Origin of the sequence: Bradyrhizobium sp. 521_C7_N1_3, assembly GCF_052075975.1 — a bacterium.
Taxonomy (GTDB): domain Bacteria; phylum Pseudomonadota; class Alphaproteobacteria; order Rhizobiales; family Xanthobacteraceae; genus Bradyrhizobium; species Bradyrhizobium japonicum.
The window spans coordinates 817,642-834,850 of record NZ_CP197232.1 but is presented as its reverse complement, the minus strand read 5'-3'; the positions used below and the strand labels follow the sequence as shown (position 1 = coordinate 834,850).

Annotated in this window: 17 protein-coding genes and 1 tRNA gene; 8 read left to right on the top strand and 10 right to left on the bottom strand. The window is 64.5% G+C overall.

Translation table 11 applies throughout. From position 1 onward, the window contains the following. Positions 1-45: 45 nt before the first annotated feature. Positions 46-1,050 carry an ABC transporter substrate-binding protein gene (locus tag AB7008_RS03880; protein ID WP_304494679.1) on the bottom strand — a complete coding sequence of 335 codons (1,005 nt, stop codon included), beginning with the start codon at positions 1,048-1,050 and terminating at the stop codon, positions 46-48. A gap of 45 nt (positions 1,051-1,095) precedes the next feature. Beyond that, on the bottom strand, positions 1,096-2,463 hold the full coding sequence (locus AB7008_RS03875; RefSeq protein WP_441258453.1) for an FAD-dependent oxidoreductase: 1,368 nt from the start codon (positions 2,461-2,463) through the stop codon (positions 1,096-1,098). 110 nt (positions 2,464-2,573) lie between these two features. Here AB7008_RS03875 and AB7008_RS03870 point away from each other — a divergent pair, with 110 nt between their 5' ends. Next, positions 2,574-3,458, top strand: coding sequence for a LysR family transcriptional regulator (locus tag AB7008_RS03870; protein WP_441258452.1), 885 nt, complete (start codon positions 2,574-2,576; stop codon positions 3,456-3,458). 43 nt (positions 3,459-3,501) lie between these two features. On the opposite strand, the gene AB7008_RS03865 is transcribed toward AB7008_RS03870, so the two are convergent. Further along, positions 3,502-5,538, bottom strand: coding sequence for a methyl-accepting chemotaxis protein (locus AB7008_RS03865; RefSeq protein WP_248881171.1), 2,037 nt, complete (start codon positions 5,536-5,538; stop codon positions 3,502-3,504). A 17-nt stretch (positions 5,539-5,555) separates the two neighbouring features. Next, on the bottom strand, positions 5,556-6,545 hold the full coding sequence (locus tag AB7008_RS03860; RefSeq protein WP_028159943.1) for a TRAP transporter substrate-binding protein: 990 nt from the start codon (positions 6,543-6,545) through the stop codon (positions 5,556-5,558). Positions 6,546-6,744: 199 nt separating this feature from the next. Here AB7008_RS03860 and AB7008_RS03855 point away from each other — a divergent pair, with 199 nt between their 5' ends. Further along, positions 6,745-6,993 (top strand): hypothetical protein, encoded by a 249-nt coding sequence (locus tag AB7008_RS03855; protein WP_100213744.1) that lies wholly within the window; start codon positions 6,745-6,747, stop codon positions 6,991-6,993. Between the two features lie 23 nt (positions 6,994-7,016). Here AB7008_RS03855 and AB7008_RS03850 read toward each other — a convergent pair whose 3' ends face one another. Beyond that, positions 7,017-7,913, bottom strand: coding sequence for a TonB family protein (locus tag AB7008_RS03850; protein WP_441258451.1), 897 nt, complete (start codon positions 7,911-7,913; stop codon positions 7,017-7,019). A gap of 85 nt (positions 7,914-7,998) precedes the next feature. Further along, positions 7,999-8,799, bottom strand: coding sequence for an enoyl-CoA hydratase-related protein (locus AB7008_RS03845; protein ID WP_441258450.1), 801 nt, complete (start codon positions 8,797-8,799; stop codon positions 7,999-8,001). Positions 8,800-8,958: 159 nt separating this feature from the next. On the opposite strand from AB7008_RS03845, the gene AB7008_RS03840 reads away from it, so the two are divergent. After that, positions 8,959-9,933 carry a ketopantoate reductase family protein gene (locus tag AB7008_RS03840; RefSeq protein ID WP_441261181.1) on the top strand — a complete coding sequence of 325 codons (975 nt, stop codon included), beginning with the start codon at positions 8,959-8,961 and terminating at the stop codon, positions 9,931-9,933. A gap of 3 nt (positions 9,934-9,936) precedes the next feature. On the opposite strand, the gene AB7008_RS03835 is transcribed toward AB7008_RS03840, so the two are convergent. After that, the gene (locus tag AB7008_RS03835) at positions 9,937-10,614 is read right to left on the bottom strand and encodes an alpha/beta hydrolase family protein (protein WP_264621794.1); all 678 of its coding nucleotides are present in this window, start codon (positions 10,612-10,614) and stop codon (positions 9,937-9,939) included. A gap of 127 nt (positions 10,615-10,741) precedes the next feature. Between AB7008_RS03835 and AB7008_RS03830 the strand changes: the two genes are divergently transcribed. Next, entirely contained in the window at positions 10,742-11,887 is a 1,146-nt protein-coding gene (locus AB7008_RS03830; protein ID WP_248883537.1) for an acyl-CoA dehydrogenase family protein, read from the top strand. Between the two features lie 21 nt (positions 11,888-11,908). On the opposite strand, the gene AB7008_RS03825 is transcribed toward AB7008_RS03830, so the two are convergent. Beyond that, entirely contained in the window at positions 11,909-12,883 is a 975-nt protein-coding gene (locus AB7008_RS03825) for a helix-turn-helix domain-containing protein (protein ID WP_028159936.1), read from the bottom strand. Between the two features lie 158 nt (positions 12,884-13,041). On the opposite strand from AB7008_RS03825, the gene AB7008_RS03820 reads away from it, so the two are divergent. Next, positions 13,042-13,767, top strand: coding sequence for an alpha/beta fold hydrolase (locus tag AB7008_RS03820; protein WP_028159935.1), 726 nt, complete (start codon positions 13,042-13,044; stop codon positions 13,765-13,767). A gap of 232 nt (positions 13,768-13,999) precedes the next feature. Here the strand turns inward: AB7008_RS03820 and AB7008_RS03815 are convergent, their stop codons facing one another. Further along, entirely contained in the window at positions 14,000-15,139 is a 1,140-nt protein-coding gene (locus AB7008_RS03815; RefSeq protein ID WP_304492499.1) for an amidohydrolase/deacetylase family metallohydrolase, read from the bottom strand. A 367-nt stretch (positions 15,140-15,506) separates the two neighbouring features. On the opposite strand from AB7008_RS03815, the gene AB7008_RS03810 reads away from it, so the two are divergent. Beyond that, the gene (locus AB7008_RS03810) at positions 15,507-15,983 is read left to right on the top strand and encodes a BA14K family protein (protein ID WP_304492498.1); all 477 of its coding nucleotides are present in this window, start codon (positions 15,507-15,509) and stop codon (positions 15,981-15,983) included. 232 nt (positions 15,984-16,215) lie between these two features. Here AB7008_RS03810 and AB7008_RS03805 read toward each other — a convergent pair. Further along, a tRNA-Arg gene (locus AB7008_RS03805) sits at positions 16,216-16,292 on the bottom strand. Between the two features lie 142 nt (positions 16,293-16,434). Here AB7008_RS03805 and AB7008_RS03800 point away from each other — a divergent pair. Together AB7008_RS03800 and AB7008_RS03795 are read left to right on the top strand one after the other, a co-directional pair. Continuing rightward, positions 16,435-16,788, top strand: coding sequence for a VOC family protein (locus tag AB7008_RS03800; protein WP_028159932.1), 354 nt, complete (start codon positions 16,435-16,437; stop codon positions 16,786-16,788). A gap of 107 nt (positions 16,789-16,895) precedes the next feature. Further along, a complete protein-coding gene (locus tag AB7008_RS03795; RefSeq protein ID WP_028159931.1) occupies positions 16,896-17,189 on the top strand; it encodes a GYD domain-containing protein in 294 nt (97 codons plus the stop codon). The last annotated feature ends 20 nt before the right edge of the window (positions 17,190-17,209 follow it).

Genomic DNA, 17,209 nt, shown 5'->3' with positions numbered 1-17,209 from the left:
AGATTCCCGGTTTGATGCTTCGCATCGCCCCGGAATGACGAAGGGCTAGTCCGCCTTCACAAAATCCTTGGCGATGATCGTGTTCGCATCAAAGCCCTTGTCGGCAAAGCCCTGCTCCTGCAGCCATTTGATCTGGTTGTCGACGTTCTTGACGTCCAGCTTGCCGTCGGGATCGATATAGGCGCAATTGCCGACCACCTGCTCGACCGGCAAATTGGTGTATTTTGCAATGATCTCCAGCAGCGGCTTGGTCTTGTCGTTGATGGGCGCGACGCCGTCCTTCATCGCGGCGAGGATGACGTCGTGATATTCGCGATCGGCTTTCGCGAGCACGCCGAGAAATTTCGTCACCAGCACCTTGTTGGTCAGCGTCTTCGGCGAAGCGAACACCGCACCGAGCTGCCAGGGCGTCTCGTCGCCGACCCATCCCAAAAACTTCGCACCGCCCTCGTCCATCAGCTTTCGCGCGGTAGAAATGGGCAGCAGCGCCGCATCGACCGTCTCGCCCTTCAGCGCGGCGGCCGCGTTCGACAGCGATTGCAGCGGCACGATCTTCACGTCGGCGAGCTTGAAACCGTATTTGTCGGCGAGCAGCCCCAGCGAATAGTGAAAGGACGAGCCGACCTGCGTCACGGCCACGCGCTTGCCCGCGAGGTCCTTCGGCGTCTTCAGTCCGGCGGCATAGGCGTTGTTGCTGGCGAAATAGCCGATCAGGGGATAACCGGCCTTCTCGCGGCTCATGCCGCCGATCACTTTCAGCGTGCCTTTGCCGGCGAGATTGTAGAGACCCGCCGTGAAGGCGGTGACGCCGAAATCGACGTCGCCCGAGGTGGTCGCAACCGCGATCGGCTGCGCCGCATCGAAGAACTTCAGCTCGACGTCGAGGCCGGCCTCGCGGAAATAGCCCTTGTCCTGCGCAATGAAGACGGGCGCGGACGACGACAGGCGGAGCACGCCGATCCTGGCCTTCAGCGCGTCTTCGGCTCGGGCCGTGCCCATCGCCGTGATCGTCATCAGGCCAGCCAGTGCGAGCCGCGCAATCCCGATCATCCCGTTTCCTCCGTCGTCGTTCTCTCGGTCGTAATGTTACAACCGTCACAAACCTTCCGGCACGGGCTGGTCCCGCCCGATGAAGGCGCCCTGTTGTTTCAACGTTTCCTGCAATTTTTCAATGGGGATGTCGCGCGGGACACGGTTTCCTGAGAGCGCGAGCGCCGCGGCGGAACCGGCGGCTTCCCCCATCACGAAACAGGCACCGGAAACCCGCGCCGCCGACTGGCCCTCATGGGTCATCGAGGCGCAGCGGCCGGCGACGAGGAGATTGTCGACGCCCTCGGGCACCAGCATCCGGTAAGGCAGCTCGTTAAAGCCGCGCGATTCCGGGATTGGCGGAAACGTGAAGACGACGTCGCCGGGAACATGAGCCTCGATCGGCCAGCCATTGACGCCGATGGAATCCGCGAACGAGGCACAGCCGAGCACGTCCTCGCCGCTGAGCTGGTAGCCGCCCTTGATGCGGCGGGTCTCGCGGATGCCGAGCTGCGGCGGCAGATCGACGATGTAGGATTTTTCAAAACCCGGCACGGTGCTGCGCAGGAACTCGAATGCGGCCAGCGCCTGCTTGCGGCCCTCGATCTCGCCGCGGGTGAGGTCGTCGGGCTCGATGCCGTTGATGGCATGGCCGTCCTCGCGCGCCACTTGCGTGAAATTCACCCGCCATTCGATGCCAGACTTCTGCGGCCGCACGATCGCGCTCTTGCGCGGGAATGTGTGGGTGCCGGCGGCGAGCGCCTTCTCCATCAATTGCGGGATGGTGCGCCAGGCATCGCCAGCCTTCTCGGGATCGATGCCGTTGAGGCGGAGCATCATCGAGGGGTACATCGGATGGCCGTGCTCGTCGCCGACCTCGAACGGCGCTCCGGCCCAGACCGCGAGGTCGCCGTCGCCGGAGCAATCGATGAAGATCTCGGCGCGGACCGCCTGCCGTCCGGCCTTGGTCTCGACCATCAGCGCATCGATGCGGCTGTTATCGCTCATCACGACACCGGCGCCGAGCGCATGGAAGAGGATGTGCACCTTGTGGCTTGCGAGCAGCTCGTCGGCCGCGATCTTGTAGGCCGCGGTGTCATAGGCCTGGGCGAAAACCTTGCCGAGGATCAGATGTGGCGCGTTGAGGCCGTTCAAATGATCGATCCGCGCCAGCAGATCGGACGCCATGCCCTGCACCAGCCGGTGGGCCTGGCCGTAGACATTGCCATGCAGGCCGCAGAAATTGGTGACGCCAGCAGCCGTGCCCATGCCGCCGAGGAAGCCGTAGCGCTCGATCAGCAGCGTCTTTCGTCCCGCACGCGCCGCTGACGCTGCCGCCACGATACCGGCCGGGCCGCCGCCGAGAACGACGACTTCATATTCGCCGTAAAGCGGCACCTGGCGTGCCGGTTCTTCGATCATCATGGCCCGCATGCGCGTCCGCTCCCAAAATCTCTTGCTTGAAGCCGACTATGAATTAACGCTGAGGGAGCTACAATCCACCAAAATACGCGATCAGCTTTCTCGAATCGAGAAAGGTCGACATGGACATCCTGGTAAACCTTCAGGCCTTCCTCGCCACGGCGGATACGGCCGGATTCTCTGCCGCCGCGCGCAAGCTCAATGTCTCGACCTCGGTCGTCGCCAAGCGCGTCACGCAACTGGAGGCGCGGATCGGCGCGCCGCTGTTCCATCGCTCGACCCGGCAATTGCGCCTGACGGAAGCCGGCCAGCGCTATGTGCATCGCGCCCGCAGTGTCGTCGCCGATGCCACCGACCTGCTCTCGCGCATGGGCGAGAAGGGCCACGATCTCGTCGATCACCTCCGCATCAAGGCGCCGACCTCGCTCACCGTGGCGCGCCTTGCCGACGCCTTCAGCGCCTTCCAGACGCAGAACCCGCGATTGAAACTCGAGATCGTGCTGATCGACCGCCCGGTCGATCCCGTCACCGAAGGCTTTGACATCGCCATCGGCGCCTTCCCTCATTCCTTCGGCGGCGTGGTCGACGAGCCGCTGTGCCCGCTGAAGCGGCTGCTCTGCGCCTCACCGGCCTATTTGAAGAAGCACGGCGCGCCAAGGCACCCGCGCGACCTCGTCGACCATCGCTGCCTCAGCTTCCTGCCGACGGGACCGGAGTGGATTTTCGACGGCCCGCGCGGGCGCATCAGCATCCAGGTCAGCCCGCTGCTCTCCTCCAACGAGGGCCATGTGCTGGCGCGCAGCGCGATCGCAGGCAACGGCATCGCGCTGATCTCTCACTATCTCGTCGCGGATGCCTTGCGCGACGGTACGCTCAAGCCGGTGCTGCGCGACTTTCCGATTCCCGAGCTGTGGGTCAAGGCCGCGATCCCCGAGCAGCGGCGCAACGCCGCCGCAGTGCAGGCGCTCTTGCGCGAATTGAAGAGCGCGCTGCTACCGGTGCTGTAAGGCCGCCTCGTTCGCCTCCGTGGCGTCGCCGGCTTCTCCGGGTTCAGGCCGCCGAGCGGATGGTGTGGAGGAAATCGTCGACGTTCGACCTCATCGAATCCGCCTGCTGCTTCAGGGCGGCTGCGACCGTCAGGGCGGCTTCGGCGCCGGCGTCGGTCTCGCCCGCCACGGCGCGCACCTGACCGATTTCCTGCGTCACTGCCGTGGTGCCGTTGGCCGCCTCCTCGACATTGCGCGCGATTTCGCCAGTGGCCGCGCCCTGCTCTTCGACGGCCGCGGCAATCGCCGTGGCGATGTCGGCCATTTCCTTGACGGTGGAGCCGAACTGCCTGATCGCCTGAACCGATTGGCCGGTCGCACTCTGGATCGTCGCGATCTGGCTGGCGATCTGCTCGGTCGCCTGCGCCGTCTGGGTGGCGAGACTCTTGACCTCGCTGGCGACGATTGCGAAGCCCCGGCCGGCGTCGCCGGCGCGCGCCGCTTCGATGGTCGCGTTCAGCGCCAGCAAATTGGTCTGGCTGGCGATGGCCTGAATCAGCTGAATGATGGTGCCGATCTTCTCAGCCGCATCCGACAGCCCGTGCATCAATTCGGAGGTGCGGTTGGTCTCGTCGGTCGCCCTGTTCGAGACCGCGACGGAGCGGTGCACCTGGCTGGAGATTTCACGGATCGAGGCTGCGAGTTGCTGGGTGGCGGAGGCGACGGTCTGCACATTCATCGATGCCTGCTCGGCGCGGGTGGCGACCGCTTCGGCGAGCCCGCGTCCGCGCTCGGCAACCTTTGCCAACTCCTCGGCGCTGCGCCCCATGTCGTTGGCACGGCCGCCGACACCGGCAATGACCCCCTGCATGCCCTGCTCGAAGCGGCCGGCAAGATCCGACATCATGCGGGCGCGGTCGGCCTCGCTGGCTTCGCGCTGTGCGGTCGCCTCGCCTTCCATGCGGCGAACCGCCAGCGCGTTTTCGCGGAACACCTCGACGGCGCGCGCCATGCGGCCGATCTCGTCGCGCGATTCGCCGCCCGGGATCGGCTCATCGAGCTCGCCCGCCGCCAGCGACTGCATCCGGTCCGTCATGCTGCGAATAGGACCCGACACGCTGGCGCCGATCAGCCACGCCAGCACCGCTCCCAGCAGCAGCGCGCCGGCCGCGGTCGCGATCACGGTCTGCTTGGTCTGCTCGACCGCTGCCGCGGTCCTGTCGCCCTGCTCGGCGCGCACGGTGCCGAGCCTCGCGTTGATCTTGTTGACGTGGTCGTCGATTGCCGCACTGGCCTTCTTCAATTCAGCCTGCCTGGCGCGCAGATCGGCGGCCACCTTGATGACCTCGTCCAGCGCGGCCGCGTCGGCAGTGATCGCGGTCTTGAGCGCTGCGACCAGCGCCTTCAGCTTGGCGTCGTTCACCCCCGCCAGCTCAGCCTCGGTGTCTGCGATCGCCAGCTGGGCGTAGGACAACGCCTGCTTGGCGTCGTCGGCATCGCCCGTCGACAGAGTGGAGCCATAGCGCATCACGGTGATCCGCAATGCGTCAACGACGCCGGCCAGGCGCATCGGGTTGACCAGCCGCTCCGCGTCCTCGGACCGGTTGGCGAGCGCAACCTGAATGCCGCTGACATTGAGGCCGGCGGCTGCCCCCTGGGCATCGGTTTTCGTGGTCGCGGCGCGCAGCCGATCCGCCGCCTCCGCTGCCGCGGTGAACGACGCGCGATAGGTTTCCAGCGCGGTCTTGACCGGGCCGATGCCTTCCGCAATCGCTTGCAGCTTGCCGAACTGCCGGTCGACCTGATCGGCCAGTTTGCCGACGCCGTCGATCGCCTTGGCCGCGGCATCCTTGTCGCCGACGTTCCAGGTTCGGATAAATTTCTCGACCGCCGAGTTCGCCTCCAGAAGCGCGGCGCGCGCCTGTGACATGCCGGCGTCGCCGGCAGCGCTGGTCACGAGCTCATTGACCGTTCCGCCGATCCGCTCGACCTGGACGATAGCGAAGCCCGCGAGCAGAACCAGGAAGCTGAGAACCAGCGCGAAGCCGCCAAACACGCGCGGACGAACGCCGACCCGGGACATCATGTGCGATAATTTCATGGCAAATCCGATATTCTTCAACGAGTGGACCGGATGGCGGCGAGCAGATCCTTGCCAAACCGCTTCTCGAATTCCTGATCGAGCGGCTTGACCGCGTCGACGAAGGGCTGGCGGTCGAATGTCTCGATGACGTCCATACCGCCGCTACGCACCTGCTCGAGCGATGCGGCATCGAGCTTCGCCTGCCAGGTCACCTCCGCGCCCTCCTTCGCCAGCGCGATCAGCATGGCCTGGTCGGCCGGCGGAAGCTGTTCGAACATGGCACGGTTGGCGACGAACGCGATCGGCGCGAAGAAGTGACCGGTCAGCGTGAGGTATTTCTGGACTTCGTAAAGCCGGGAGCCGGCGATGGTCGGCACCGGATTTTCCTGCCCATCGAGCCGGCCGTCCTTCAGCGCGGTGTAGACCAGCGGAAATTCCATCGGGACCACTTCGGCGCCGAGCGCCTTGAACGTCATCTGGTAGATCTCGTTCGGAATGACGCGGATCTTGAGACCCTTGATATCCTCGGGCGTGCGAACCGGCCGTTTGGAATTCGTGACGTTGCGAAAACCCTGCCGGCCGATCGCCAGCAGCGTCAGCCCCTTGTCCGCGAATTTAGTGGCGATTGCCGCGCCGGCCGGACCTTGCGCCACGGCCTTCGCGTGGGCTGTGTCGCGGAACAGGAAGGGAATGTCGAACACGCCAAGTTCGGGGACGACCGAACTGACCACAGACCCCGACAGCACCGCCATATCGACCGAACCGGCCCGGGTCGCCGCCAGGATGGCGTTCTCGCTGCCGAGCGCATTGGTGGCGCGCTCGTCGATCACGATGCGCTTGCCGGCCGATGCCACCAGCTTCTGGCGAAACTCATCGGCCCCGAGCTGCTGCGGGCTCCCCAGCTGGGAATTGAACGCCAGAGAGATCAATCGCGGTGAAGCGGCAGCCGGTTGCAGAACCAGCAGCCCTGCCGCCGCGGCGACGATTGATCCGGCTTTCCAAAGTCCCAAAACCTGTCTGTGCATTCGACACCATGGCGTGACAATTGTCGTAACCCTAATGGCCGGGAATGATTGAACCCTTAAGGAAGGCCCCGCGGAATTACGGAGATTCGCTTCAGTCCGCCGCCGACGAGATTCGGGACAGAGGTCCAATGCAGATGATATCGGGTTGCTCCGGGATGATGAGTGGTGCGAGGAAATGACGATGGGATCAAGAATACAAATGGCTGCCGCCATCGCGATCGGCATCATGGCCGGTACGGCCCCGGCCCGCGCCGAGGTCGCGCAATGCCGGTTCATCCAGGCCAAGGCGGAGCGCGAAGCGTGTTACCAACGCCAGGAAGCCGCGCTGGCCGCCAAGCGCAAGCCGGAGCCGAGCGCGGAAAGCAAGACGCTCGAAACGATGCGCCAGATGCGGCAGGACGACGATGCCGTCTATCGCAGCATCAACAATATCTGCCGCGGCTGCTGAGATCGCGACCGAGCTCAAGGCGCCTAACGTTCCGACTGTTTTCGATAGACCAGTGAGATCACGAAGGCCTCGATCGACCTGCTGCCGGGCGGCAATGGCGGGAACGGTTGTGCCTGCCTGAGGGTATTGAGCGCCGCCTCATCCAGCATGGCCGAGCCTGAGCTGGTTTTCACGCTGCTCGTCGCGAGCAATCCCCAGCGGCTGATGCTGAATGCAAGCTCCGCCGTCCCTTCGACCCTGTCGCTGACGGCCCGCCGCGGGTAGGACTTTTCGATTTGCAGCCGCGCAACCAGCATGCGGCCGTATTCATCGATGGATTTCACACCTGCGCCCTTCGCCGCGCGCACATTGTCACGTGCCAGCGTGGTGCGGCCGTCGCTCGGGTCACGCTTGAGCAACCGGTCATAGTCCGCGATCGCGAGATCGAATGCCTTTTTCCGGCTGTAAGCCCATGCGCGATCCGCATAGGCGTCCCTGGAACGAGGATCGAGCTTGATCGCCCGTGTCATGTCGGCGATCCCGGCATCGAACTGTCGCAGCGAAACGTATCTCCGTCCCCGGGACAACAGGCGCGATGGCGCCGGATCAAGCCGAAGCGCCGCATCGAAATCCTTGAACGCGGCGTCATCTTCGAGACGGTACCAGTGCAGGAAACCGCGACGCATGAAGGCGTCAGCATTCCCCGGATGACCTGCAATCGCTTCGTCGAAATCGGCCAACGCATGTGCGAAGTCGTCCTTGTCAAAATAGGCATCGGCGCGGCGGGCCAGCAGTCGGGAACGGCTCTCCTTGTTCTTTTCCTGATCGAGCAGTCTTGTGCAGGCCTCGATGCGTATGTTTGAGGCAACCTTCTCGTCGTTGCAGACGACGCTGTCATCGGAGCTTGCATGACCGGGCCAGATTGCGACGATCAACGGCAATGCAAGAATGAACTTCCGACGCATGACCTCTCGGCCCCCACACTCTCGATAGTGGTGGCCATCCTGCACATCGTCGGAGCAAAATCTACCCTTGGTTGCTCCAGCGCCCCGCGCGCTTCTCGGCAAACGACGCCAGCCCTTCCGCGGCCTCCGCGCTCTGACGCTTGACTGAATGCAGGTGCACGAGCCGCTTGTAGGCGGCATCGTCCACCGCCATCCCGCCAAACGAGCTCTCCAGCGCCAGCCGCTTGGTCTCGGCCATCGCCTCCGGTCCGTTGGCAAGGAGCTGCTCGACCACCTTGGCGCCGGCGGCTTCGAGGTCGGCGAGCGGGACGACCTCGTGGACGAGGCCGATGCGGCGGGCATCTTCGGCGCCGAAACGTTCGCCTGTCAGCGCGAAGCGGCGGACTTGACGTACACTAATGGCATCGCAAAGCTGCGGGATGATGATCGCGGCGGTCAGGCCCCAGCGCACCTCCGTGATCGAAAACAGTGCATTGTCCGCCGCGATCACGACGTCGCAGGCGGCAATCACGCCGGTGCCGCCGCCAAAACAGCCGCCCTGCACCAGCGCGACGGTCGGGATTGGCAAGGTATTGAGCCGCTGCACGGCCTCGAAGGTCGCACGCGACGCCGCCTCGTTCGCCTCAGCCGATTGCGGCCGCACGCCGTTGATCCATTTGAGGTCGGCGCCGGCCTGGAAATGCTTGCCGTTGCCCCGGAGCACGACGACGCGAAGGTTGGACTTCCCGCCGAGATCGTCCATGGCCGCGAGCACGCCTGCGATCAATGCACCGTCATAGGCATTGTTCACTTCGGGCCGGTTCAACGTGACGGTCGCAACCCCACGCTCATCGAGGGTCCACAGGACGGGGTTGGCAGTCATCGGCGATCCTCCGGTCATCTTGTTTGCCGCCCACTATGGCTGAGGCAACTCATCCCGATCCATATCTTTCCGGCGTAGGGCGGCCGCGTCCATCGCATGGCGGCTTGTGTCATGCTGCCGCCGGGCGACATCAAGGGATCAGGGACGGGACATCACACCATGCGCATCTGCATTTTCGGCGCGGGCGCCGTCGGCAGCCATATCGCGGTCAGGCTGGCCCGCGCCGGCCATGAGGTCTCGTGCGTGATGCGCGGCGCCCATCTGGAGGCGGTCCGCGCCAATGGCCTGAAGCTGCGCGTCGGCGATTCCGAGGTCACCGCCAAGGTGAACGCCTCCGGCGATCCGGCCCAGCTCGGCCCGCAGGACGTCGTGATCAGCACGCTCAAAGCGACCGCGCTGACGGGGCTGGTCGCCAGCATAAAACCGCTGCTTCAGGACGACACCGCGATCGTCTTTGCGCAGAACGGTATTCCCTGGTGGTACGGCATCGGCCTGCCGCCGCGGCATCCGACGCCGCCCGACATTTCCTTCCTCGACCCCGGCGGGCGCTTGCGCGCATGCATTCCGAAAGAGCGGATCGTCGGCGGCGTCGTCTTCTCCTCCAACGAGGTGACCGCGCCCGGTGTGGTGCAGAACCTGACGCCGGACCGCAACCGCCTGCTGATCGGCGAATGCGACGACCGCAATTGCGAGCGCATCACCAGGCTTCGCGGCGTTCTCAACGATGCACGGCTGGAATCGCCGCCGGTGGCGGAGATCCGCGAGGCGATCTGGTCAAAGCTCCTGACCAACATGTCACTGTCGGTGCTGTGCCTGCTCACCGGCCAGACCGCGCGCGGCGTGCGTGACGACCCGGCCTTGGCCGACGTCATTCCGCGCATGCTGAACGAGGCGAACGACATCGCGCAGCACTTCATCCCCGAGGTCAAGCGCGTGACGCGCAGCGGCCCCGCCCCCAACCACAAGCCGTCGCTGCTGCAGGATTACGAGCTCGGCCGCGCCATGGAGATCGACGTGCTGGTGAAGGCGCCCGCCGCCTTCGCCCGCACCGCCGGCCTGTCGACGCCGACGCTCGACCTGATCGCCGCGCTGGCGATCCAGAAGGCACGCGACAAGGGGCTCTACTCCGCTTGAGCCTTAGGCGAGCTCATCGATCCAGGCCGCGAGTGTATCGAGCACCTCGGTAAGCGCCTCTTCGTTGGTTCGGCCGGACTTCTTCAGCACCGCGAAGGAGTGATCGCCGCCGGCGACCTCGTGCAGTGTCGCCCTCGGGCCAAGCCCATCGATCACGGGCTTGAGGAGGCCGAGATCGGCAAGCCCGTCGCGCGTGCCTTGCAGGAACAGCATCGGGATCTCGACATGGACCAGGTGCTCGGCGCGCTCCGTCGACGGCTTCTTGTCGGCGTGCAGGGGAAAGCCGAGGAAGGCGAGCCCTTTGACGTCAGGCAGCGGCGCCTTGGACTGCGCCTGCGAGGTCATGCGCCCGCCAAACGACTTTCCGCCGGCAACGAGCTTCAAGCCGGGGCAGAGCCGGCTTGCGTCCTCGACTGCCGCGCGGATAGTGGCGTGGGCGACCGCCGGCTGGTCAGGACGGCCCTGCTTGTTTTCCATGTAGGGAAAATTGAAGCGGAACGTCGCGATGCCACGATCCGCGAGCCCCTCCGCAATCTTGTCCATCGATGCATGCCGCATCCCTGCGCCGGCGCCGTGCGCCAGGACGTAGCAGGCGCGTGCATTGGCCGGCTGCGTCAGGATCGCCGAGACCGGGCCGATGCGCTCGATGTCGAGCTTGAGCTCTTGAGTTTTGGTCGCCACAATCAGCCATCCCGACAGACGCGTTTTCCGGCTGCCTTGGTAGCCTCACCGGCGTAGCCTGAAAACACAATAATCGCCGCCGCCGACCAGCCTACCAAGTCGGAAAGCCGCATTGACCGAGGTGACCATGTCCTACCGCTCCTCCTGGATGACCGAAGAGCTCGAAATCTTCCGCGATCAGTTCCGGAAATATCTGGCCAAGGATCTGGCGCCGCATGCCGAGAAATGGCGCGAGCAGAAGATGGTCGACCGCTTCGCCTGGCGCGGGCTCGGCGAGATGGGCGCGCTGCTGGCGAGCGTGCCGGAGGAATATGGCGGCCTGGGCGCCACCTTCGCCTATGACGCCGCCGTGCTGGACGACCTCGAAAGCACGGTGCCGGAGCTGACCACCGGCGTCTCCGTGCACAGCGCCATCGTCGCGCACTACATCCTCAACTACGGCTCGGAGGAGCAGAGGAAGCGCTGGCTGCCGAAGATGGCTTCCGGTGAGATGGTCGGCGCCATCGCCATGACCGAGCCCGGCACCGGCTCGGACCTGCAGGCCGTTAAGACCACCGCGAAGAAGCAGGGCAATTCCTACGTCATCAACGGCCAGAAGACTTTTATTACCAACGGCCAGGCCGCCGATCTCGTCGTCGTCGTGGCACGCACGGGCGAAGCCGGCGCCAAAGGCATTTCGCTGATCGTGGTTGAGACCGCGGGCGCGGACGGCTACAAGCGCGGGCGCAACCTCGACAAGATCGGCCTGCACGCCTCCGACACGTCGGAACTGTTCTTCGACAATGTCACGGTGCCGCCGGAAAACCTGCTCGGCAAGGAGGAGGGCCAGGGCTTTGTGCAGCTGATGCAGCAATTGCCGCAGGAGCGCCTTGCCCTTGCGGTTGGCGCGGTCGCCTCGATGGAGCGCGCGGTCAGGCTCACCACCGAATACACCAAGGAGCGGAAGGCGTTCGGCAAGCCGCTGATGGATTTCCAGAACACCGCCTTCACGCTCGCCGAGCGCAAGACCGAAGCGATGATCGCGCGCGTCTTCGTCGACTGGTGCATCGAGCGCCTCGTCGCCAAGGACCTCGACACCGTCACGGCCTCGATGGCGAAATACTGGTGCTCGGACAAGCAGGTCCAGACCGCCGACGAATGCCTCCAGCTGTTCGGCGGCTACGGCTACATGCAGGAATATCCGATCTCGCGCATCTTCATCGATTCCCGCATCCAGAAGATCTATGGCGGCACCAACGAGATCATGAAGCTGTTGATCGCCAGATCTTTATAAACCAAGACGCTGTAGCTCTGTTCAACGCGCACGCCAATCGCGTGGGCGGCAGCCGAAGCGCTGCTTGAAGCGCCGCGCGAAGTGGGAGAGATCCGAGAAGCCCCAGTCGAAGGCGATTGAGCCAATTGCCTGGCCCACTTTCGCAGGATCGCTCAGGTCCCGTGCCGCGCCGTCTAATCTGCGATCCATCACGTAGTCCGAGAATGTGGTGCCCGCGCGCTCGAACAGCTTGTGCACGTAGCGCTCGCTGATGCCGATCGCGCGCGCGACATTCGCCACCGTCAACCCAGGTTCGCGCATCCGCTCATGCACCGCACGACGGAGCGCGAGGGCGGTCGCATCAGCAAAGCCGGCCGCCTCCGCCGTCTGCGCCCGCGAGCGGCGCGACAGGCTGAGCGCAACGAGATCGAGCAGCACGTCGAACAGCCGAATGCTGTCTTCTTCCGCCATCCGCAATGCGCCGGCATTCAGCGATCGTGCGGTCTCGACGATGAGGTGACCGACATGGGGATCGTCGGAGACGCGCTCGGCCCTGAAATCGAACGACGGCGGCAGCCGGTCGCGTAAGGCGCGCGATGGCACCCAGAACGAAGCGACCTCCAGCATCGGACCGCGATCGTGCAGCAGCGTCACCTCGCGGTCGCTGTCGACGATGCCGACCTGGCCGCGGGACAGGCTGACCTCGCTGTCGCCCTGGAGCATGCGGCAGCGGCCGGCCAGCTTGAAGTTGAGATAGAAGCAACTCTCGGTCGACGCCGCGATATCGGCGCGCGAGCGATGCACGGTATGCTCGGGAAAGACCACGCGATTGATGGCGCCGGTGCCGATCTTGATGGCCTCGACCTTGGCCGGGAAGCGCGACGTCGTCGCCGATTCCGGCGTCAGGTTCATGAATGCCTGGCAGATCGCCTCGCGGTAATAGGAAAACTGCTCGTCCGGCGGGGTCACCGCGGTGTTCCAGATGACGTGCCGCGGCCGGCTTGTGACCTGCTCCATCAGTTCGCTCCGAGACCAATCCGGTTCAGCGCCAGCCAAGCGGAAAATGGCCGGCCGGTTCACACTTCGCACAACAAGAATTGTCCGCCGCGCCTCGCGAGCGCCGCAAAGGACCCACGTCATGCCGATCTAACCACACCCTCGGGAGCAGCTACAACATGTCGACCTACGTTCTCGTCCATGGCGCCTGGCACACCGGTGCCGAGTTCGAACCCGTCGCGGCCCCGATCCGCGCCGCCGGCCACAAGGTCTATACGCCGACAATCAAGGGCAATCGCCCCGGCGATGCCAAGACGACCGGGCTGAAGGAAGCGATCCAGTCGATCGCCGACTATCTCGCCGAAAACAATCTGAAGGACATCGTCCTGCTCGGCCATTCCTATGGCGGCATGATCATCACCGGCGTTGCCGACCTCGCGCCCGAACGCATTCGCCGCCTGGTCTATTGGAATGCCTTCGTGCCGAACAACGGCGAATGCCTCAACGACATGGTGCCGCCGCACTTTATCGGGCTGTTCGAAGCCATCGCGGCCGAACGCGGCGACAGCTCTGTGGTGTTGCCCTTCCCCATCTGGCGCGAAGTCTTCATCAACGATGCCGATCTCGAGACCGCGCAGCGCGCCTATGACGTGCTCAACCCACATCCGTTCGCGACTTTCACCGACAAGATCGCGCTCAAGACCAATCCGGCGGAGATGCCGCTGGCAAAATCCTACATCAACTGCACCGAGGACATCGCGATGCCGCACAGCCATCCCTGGCATCCGCGGCTCTCGGAGAAGCTCGGCCTGTTTCGTCTGGTGCAGGTGCCGGGAAGCCACGAACTGTGCTTTTCCGATCCGGCGCGGCTGGCCAAGGCGATCATGGAGGCGGGGCGCGACTGAGCTGCGCGGCTTGATCGCGCGGTCGCCGGTCACCTCATCCGCTTGTCGGCGGCGACGAAGTCGATGAAGGTCCGCACCTTCGCGGAGAGGGTTGGGGTTAGGGGCTGCCTCCGCAAACACGGTGAGAGTTAGACGCGCGGAGAGTCCCCCTCACCCGGAATTCGCTCTCGCAAATTCCAGCCTCTCCCCGCAGGCGGGGAGAGGCGAAACTCCGCGACGCCTTGCGCTCCACCTAATTCGGATGCCACCAGCGGCCGCCGATAACGACCCCTTCGGAGACGATCTTGCGATCGCCGATCAGGTGCTCGCCGACGACGTCCTCATAGTCGAACTGGCCCCGCCTGACCGTAGCAAGCGTGGCGTCGCCGACGCTGCCGGGCTTGAGGCTGCCAAGCTCGGGACGCCGCAGCGCCATCGCCGCGTTCACCGTCGAGGCGGCGACGACGTCCGACAGCTCCATGCCCATGCACAGGAACTTCGACATGGTCGTGACCTGGTCGAAGGCCGGGCCGTCGATGCAGAGCTGATGGATGTCGGACGAGATGGTGTCGGGATAGAAGCCGTTGGCGAGCATCGCGCGCGCGGTCTTGAAGGCGAACGAGCCCTTGCCGTGGCCGATATCGAACAGCACGCCGCGCTCGCGCGCGTCCAGCACCGCCTTCTTCACCGTGCCTTGCGCGGTCGCCGGCGTATTGGGGAAGGGGCGGAACGCATGGGTCAGCACGTCGCCCGGACGCAGGCGGCCCAGCACCTCCTCGTAGCTCGGCGGCGGATGGTCGATATGCGCCATCAGCGGCATGCCGACCTCGTTCGCGACCTCGAGCGCGATGTCGAGCGGCACGATCCCCGACGTGCCCGAGGAGTGCAGCCCGACGCGCACCTTGATGCCGACGATGAGGTCGCGGTTGGCATCGGCCACCTTGGCCGCCTCGATCGGATTCATCAGCCGCAACTCCTCGCTCTCGCCGACCATGATCCGGTGCGAGAAGCCGAAGATGCCGGCATGCGAGACGTGCAGATAGGCGAGGATGCGGACCTGGCTCGGCTCGATCACATGCTTGCGGAAGCCCGCGAAGTTGCCGGGACCGGCGCTGCCGGTGTCGACCGCCGTGGTGACGCCGGAGAGGCGGCAGAATTCCTCGGCATCGATGCCGAGCGAGGTGCCGCCCCAATAGACATGGGTGTGCAGATCGATCAGCCCCGGCGTCACGATATAGCGCGAGACGTCGCGCACATCGGTGCCGGGATCGGCCTTGAGCCCGGTCCCGACGGCGGCGACCTTGCCGCCGGCAAAGGCGACGTCGGTCACGGCATCGAGCTTCTGGGACGGGTCGACCACACGGCCGCCGCGCAGGATCAAGTCGAAAGGCATTGTTGTCTCCGGATGGGGTAGCGAGGCGTGGCCGGCACGTCGGCAAGGCCAGGAAGGACGTCTTTCGCTTCTAGCAATTTTTGCGCCGACGAGCGTGGCAAACTGCGACGACTGCCCATGACAAAATGGCGATCCCGGGACGACTCGAACTTTCAACCCATGTTTTACGAAACCGCTCTCAGGTCAACAATATCAGCGGCCTGTTCGGTCGGATTCCGGCTGCACGTGCGAAGCTGAAACATCCGCGGCCTATTGAAAAGACGGCGAGCGCGCATCCGGCAAACATGGAGTCGTCGGCAGGTCTCGGGCCAATGAGTGTCCGGCAAAGGTCGAGACGTGGCCGACATCATGTAGCTGGAGAAAAACGATGGAACGACTGAAATTGCTTGGCGTGATCGCTCTTTGCGCAACCTTGGCGCCGGGAGCGGCCGCCTCTGCGCGCGGCGGCGGACATGGGGGCGGTGGACATGGGGGCGGTGGCGGACATTTCGGAGGCGGCGGATTTCACGGTGGTGGGCACTTTGGAGGCGGCGGAGGCTTCCACGGCGGAGCCGGTCATTTCCGGGCCGCTGGCGGCTTCCATGGCGGTCAATTCCATCATGCCGGGTTCCGGCATCGCTACCGCCACGCATGGGCTTACGGCGGGGGTCTTGGCCTTGGCGGCGCATTCGCGCTGGGCGCCTATTCGGGCTGGCCTTACTATGGCGGCTACGACAACGGCTACTACGGCGATTACGACGACTCTGCTGATGGCTCGTCCTATTGCGAACAAAAATATCGCTCGTACGACCCGGCTTCGGGAACGTATCTCGGTTACGATGGCAAGCGACACCCCTGCCCATAGCTCGATGTGGTGATGTCTTCGAGCCGTGCTCGCCTGTGCCTTGGGAATCCCTGAGATCGCTGACGACGCACGGCCCGAATTGCCGGCGCGTTGCGGTTGCCAGTCTCCCCAGAGCAATATGGTTGTGACGAATGTCTTTGGGAGGCTGCTGATCAATCAGCTCATGATGCGTGGCGTTACGAAACCAACACGCTCCGCCCCAGACGGCATAAAGCTAAGTCATCGAAAAAGTTGGCGATCCCGGCATGACTCGAACATGCGACCTACGGTTTAGGAAACCGCCGCTCTATCCGGCTGAGCTACGGGACCGCGGAACCCGTTGGTACGGGTTCGATCCCGTCATAGCAGAGCAAAATGCGGTTCGCCAGCCGTCAGGCGGGCCAGACCATCGTCAACCTGAACAAGGCGGCTATACAATCGCGTCCAGGTCCCTCTCGGCGGAGCAGATCACATGATCGAAAGCATCAGCGCCATCACGCTCGGCACGCATGACATGGGGCGCTCCGTGCACTTCTACCGGTCGCTGGGGTTCGAGCTCCTGTATGGCGGCGAAACCGCCGCGTTCACGAGCTTTCGCGCCGGCACCGGCTATCTCAACCTGACGGCGCAGCCGGACGACAAGCGCTGGTCCTGGTGGGGCCGCATCATCTTCTACGTCGCCGATGTCGACGGGATCTACGAGCGCGCACGCGCCGCCGGATGGCAGCCGTCGACCACGCCGCGCGATGCGGAATGGGGTGAGCGCTACTTCCATCTCACCGACCCCGACGGCCATGAGCTCAGCTTCGCGCGGCCGTTGTCCTGACCGAATAAGTCGCATCTGCTGACGTTCCAACGCACAAGTAGCGCTGTCTCAGCCGCCGTGGCAAACTCGGCACGGTTTCCCTCAAGTTCTAACTAGGGAGGACGACCATGGTAACCTATGTCGTGCTGGGAAACTTCACTGATCAGGGAGTCCGAAACGTCAAGGACTCGCCGAAGCGGGCCGAAGCCTTCAAGGAGATGGCCAAAACGTTCGGAGTGTCCGTGAAAGAAATCGTCTGGACGCAGGGCCGATATGACGTTGTAACCGTGCTCGAGGCTCCAGATGAGGCTGCCGCGATGTCGCTCAGCCTTAGCCTCAGCGCACTCGGCAATGTCCGTACCGAAACGCTGCGCGCGTTTTCGGCGGCAGATATGACAAAGATCGTCGGCAAGATGCTCTGACGCTCAATCCCGCGCGAGCA

Excerpts from the sequence above, each read along its gene's own strand:
- AB7008_RS03880 (WP_304494679.1), bottom strand. The coding sequence starts at position 1,050 with ATGATCGGGATTGCGCGGCTCGCACTGGCTGGCCTGATGACGATCACG.
- AB7008_RS03875 (WP_441258453.1), bottom strand. The coding sequence starts at position 2,463 with ATGCGGGCCATGATGATCGAAGAACCGGCACGCCAGGTGCCGCTTTAC.
- AB7008_RS03870 (WP_441258452.1), top strand. The coding sequence starts at position 2,574 with ATGGACATCCTGGTAAACCTTCAGGCCTTCCTCGCCACGGCGGATACG.
- AB7008_RS03865 (WP_248881171.1), bottom strand. The coding sequence starts at position 5,538 with ATGAAATTATCGCACATGATGTCCCGGGTCGGCGTTCGTCCGCGCGTG.
- AB7008_RS03860 (WP_028159943.1), bottom strand. The coding sequence starts at position 6,545 with ATGCACAGACAGGTTTTGGGACTTTGGAAAGCCGGATCAATCGTCGCC.
- AB7008_RS03855 (WP_100213744.1), top strand. The coding sequence starts at position 6,745 with ATGGCTGCCGCCATCGCGATCGGCATCATGGCCGGTACGGCCCCGGCC.
- AB7008_RS03845 (WP_441258450.1), bottom strand. The coding sequence starts at position 8,799 with ATGACTGCCAACCCCGTCCTGTGGACCCTCGATGAGCGTGGGGTTGCG.
- AB7008_RS03840 (WP_441261181.1), top strand. The coding sequence starts at position 8,959 with ATGCGCATCTGCATTTTCGGCGCGGGCGCCGTCGGCAGCCATATCGCG.
- AB7008_RS03830 (WP_248883537.1), top strand. The coding sequence starts at position 10,742 with ATGTCCTACCGCTCCTCCTGGATGACCGAAGAGCTCGAAATCTTCCGC.
- AB7008_RS03825 (WP_028159936.1), bottom strand. The coding sequence starts at position 12,883 with ATGGAGCAGGTCACAAGCCGGCCGCGGCACGTCATCTGGAACACCGCG.
- AB7008_RS03820 (WP_028159935.1), top strand. The coding sequence starts at position 13,042 with ATGTCGACCTACGTTCTCGTCCATGGCGCCTGGCACACCGGTGCCGAG.
- AB7008_RS03815 (WP_304492499.1), bottom strand. The coding sequence starts at position 15,139 with ATGCCTTTCGACTTGATCCTGCGCGGCGGCCGTGTGGTCGACCCGTCC.
- AB7008_RS03810 (WP_304492498.1), top strand. The coding sequence starts at position 15,507 with ATGGAACGACTGAAATTGCTTGGCGTGATCGCTCTTTGCGCAACCTTG.
- AB7008_RS03800 (WP_028159932.1), top strand. The coding sequence starts at position 16,435 with ATGATCGAAAGCATCAGCGCCATCACGCTCGGCACGCATGACATGGGG.
- AB7008_RS03795 (WP_028159931.1), top strand. The coding sequence starts at position 16,896 with ATGGTAACCTATGTCGTGCTGGGAAACTTCACTGATCAGGGAGTCCGA.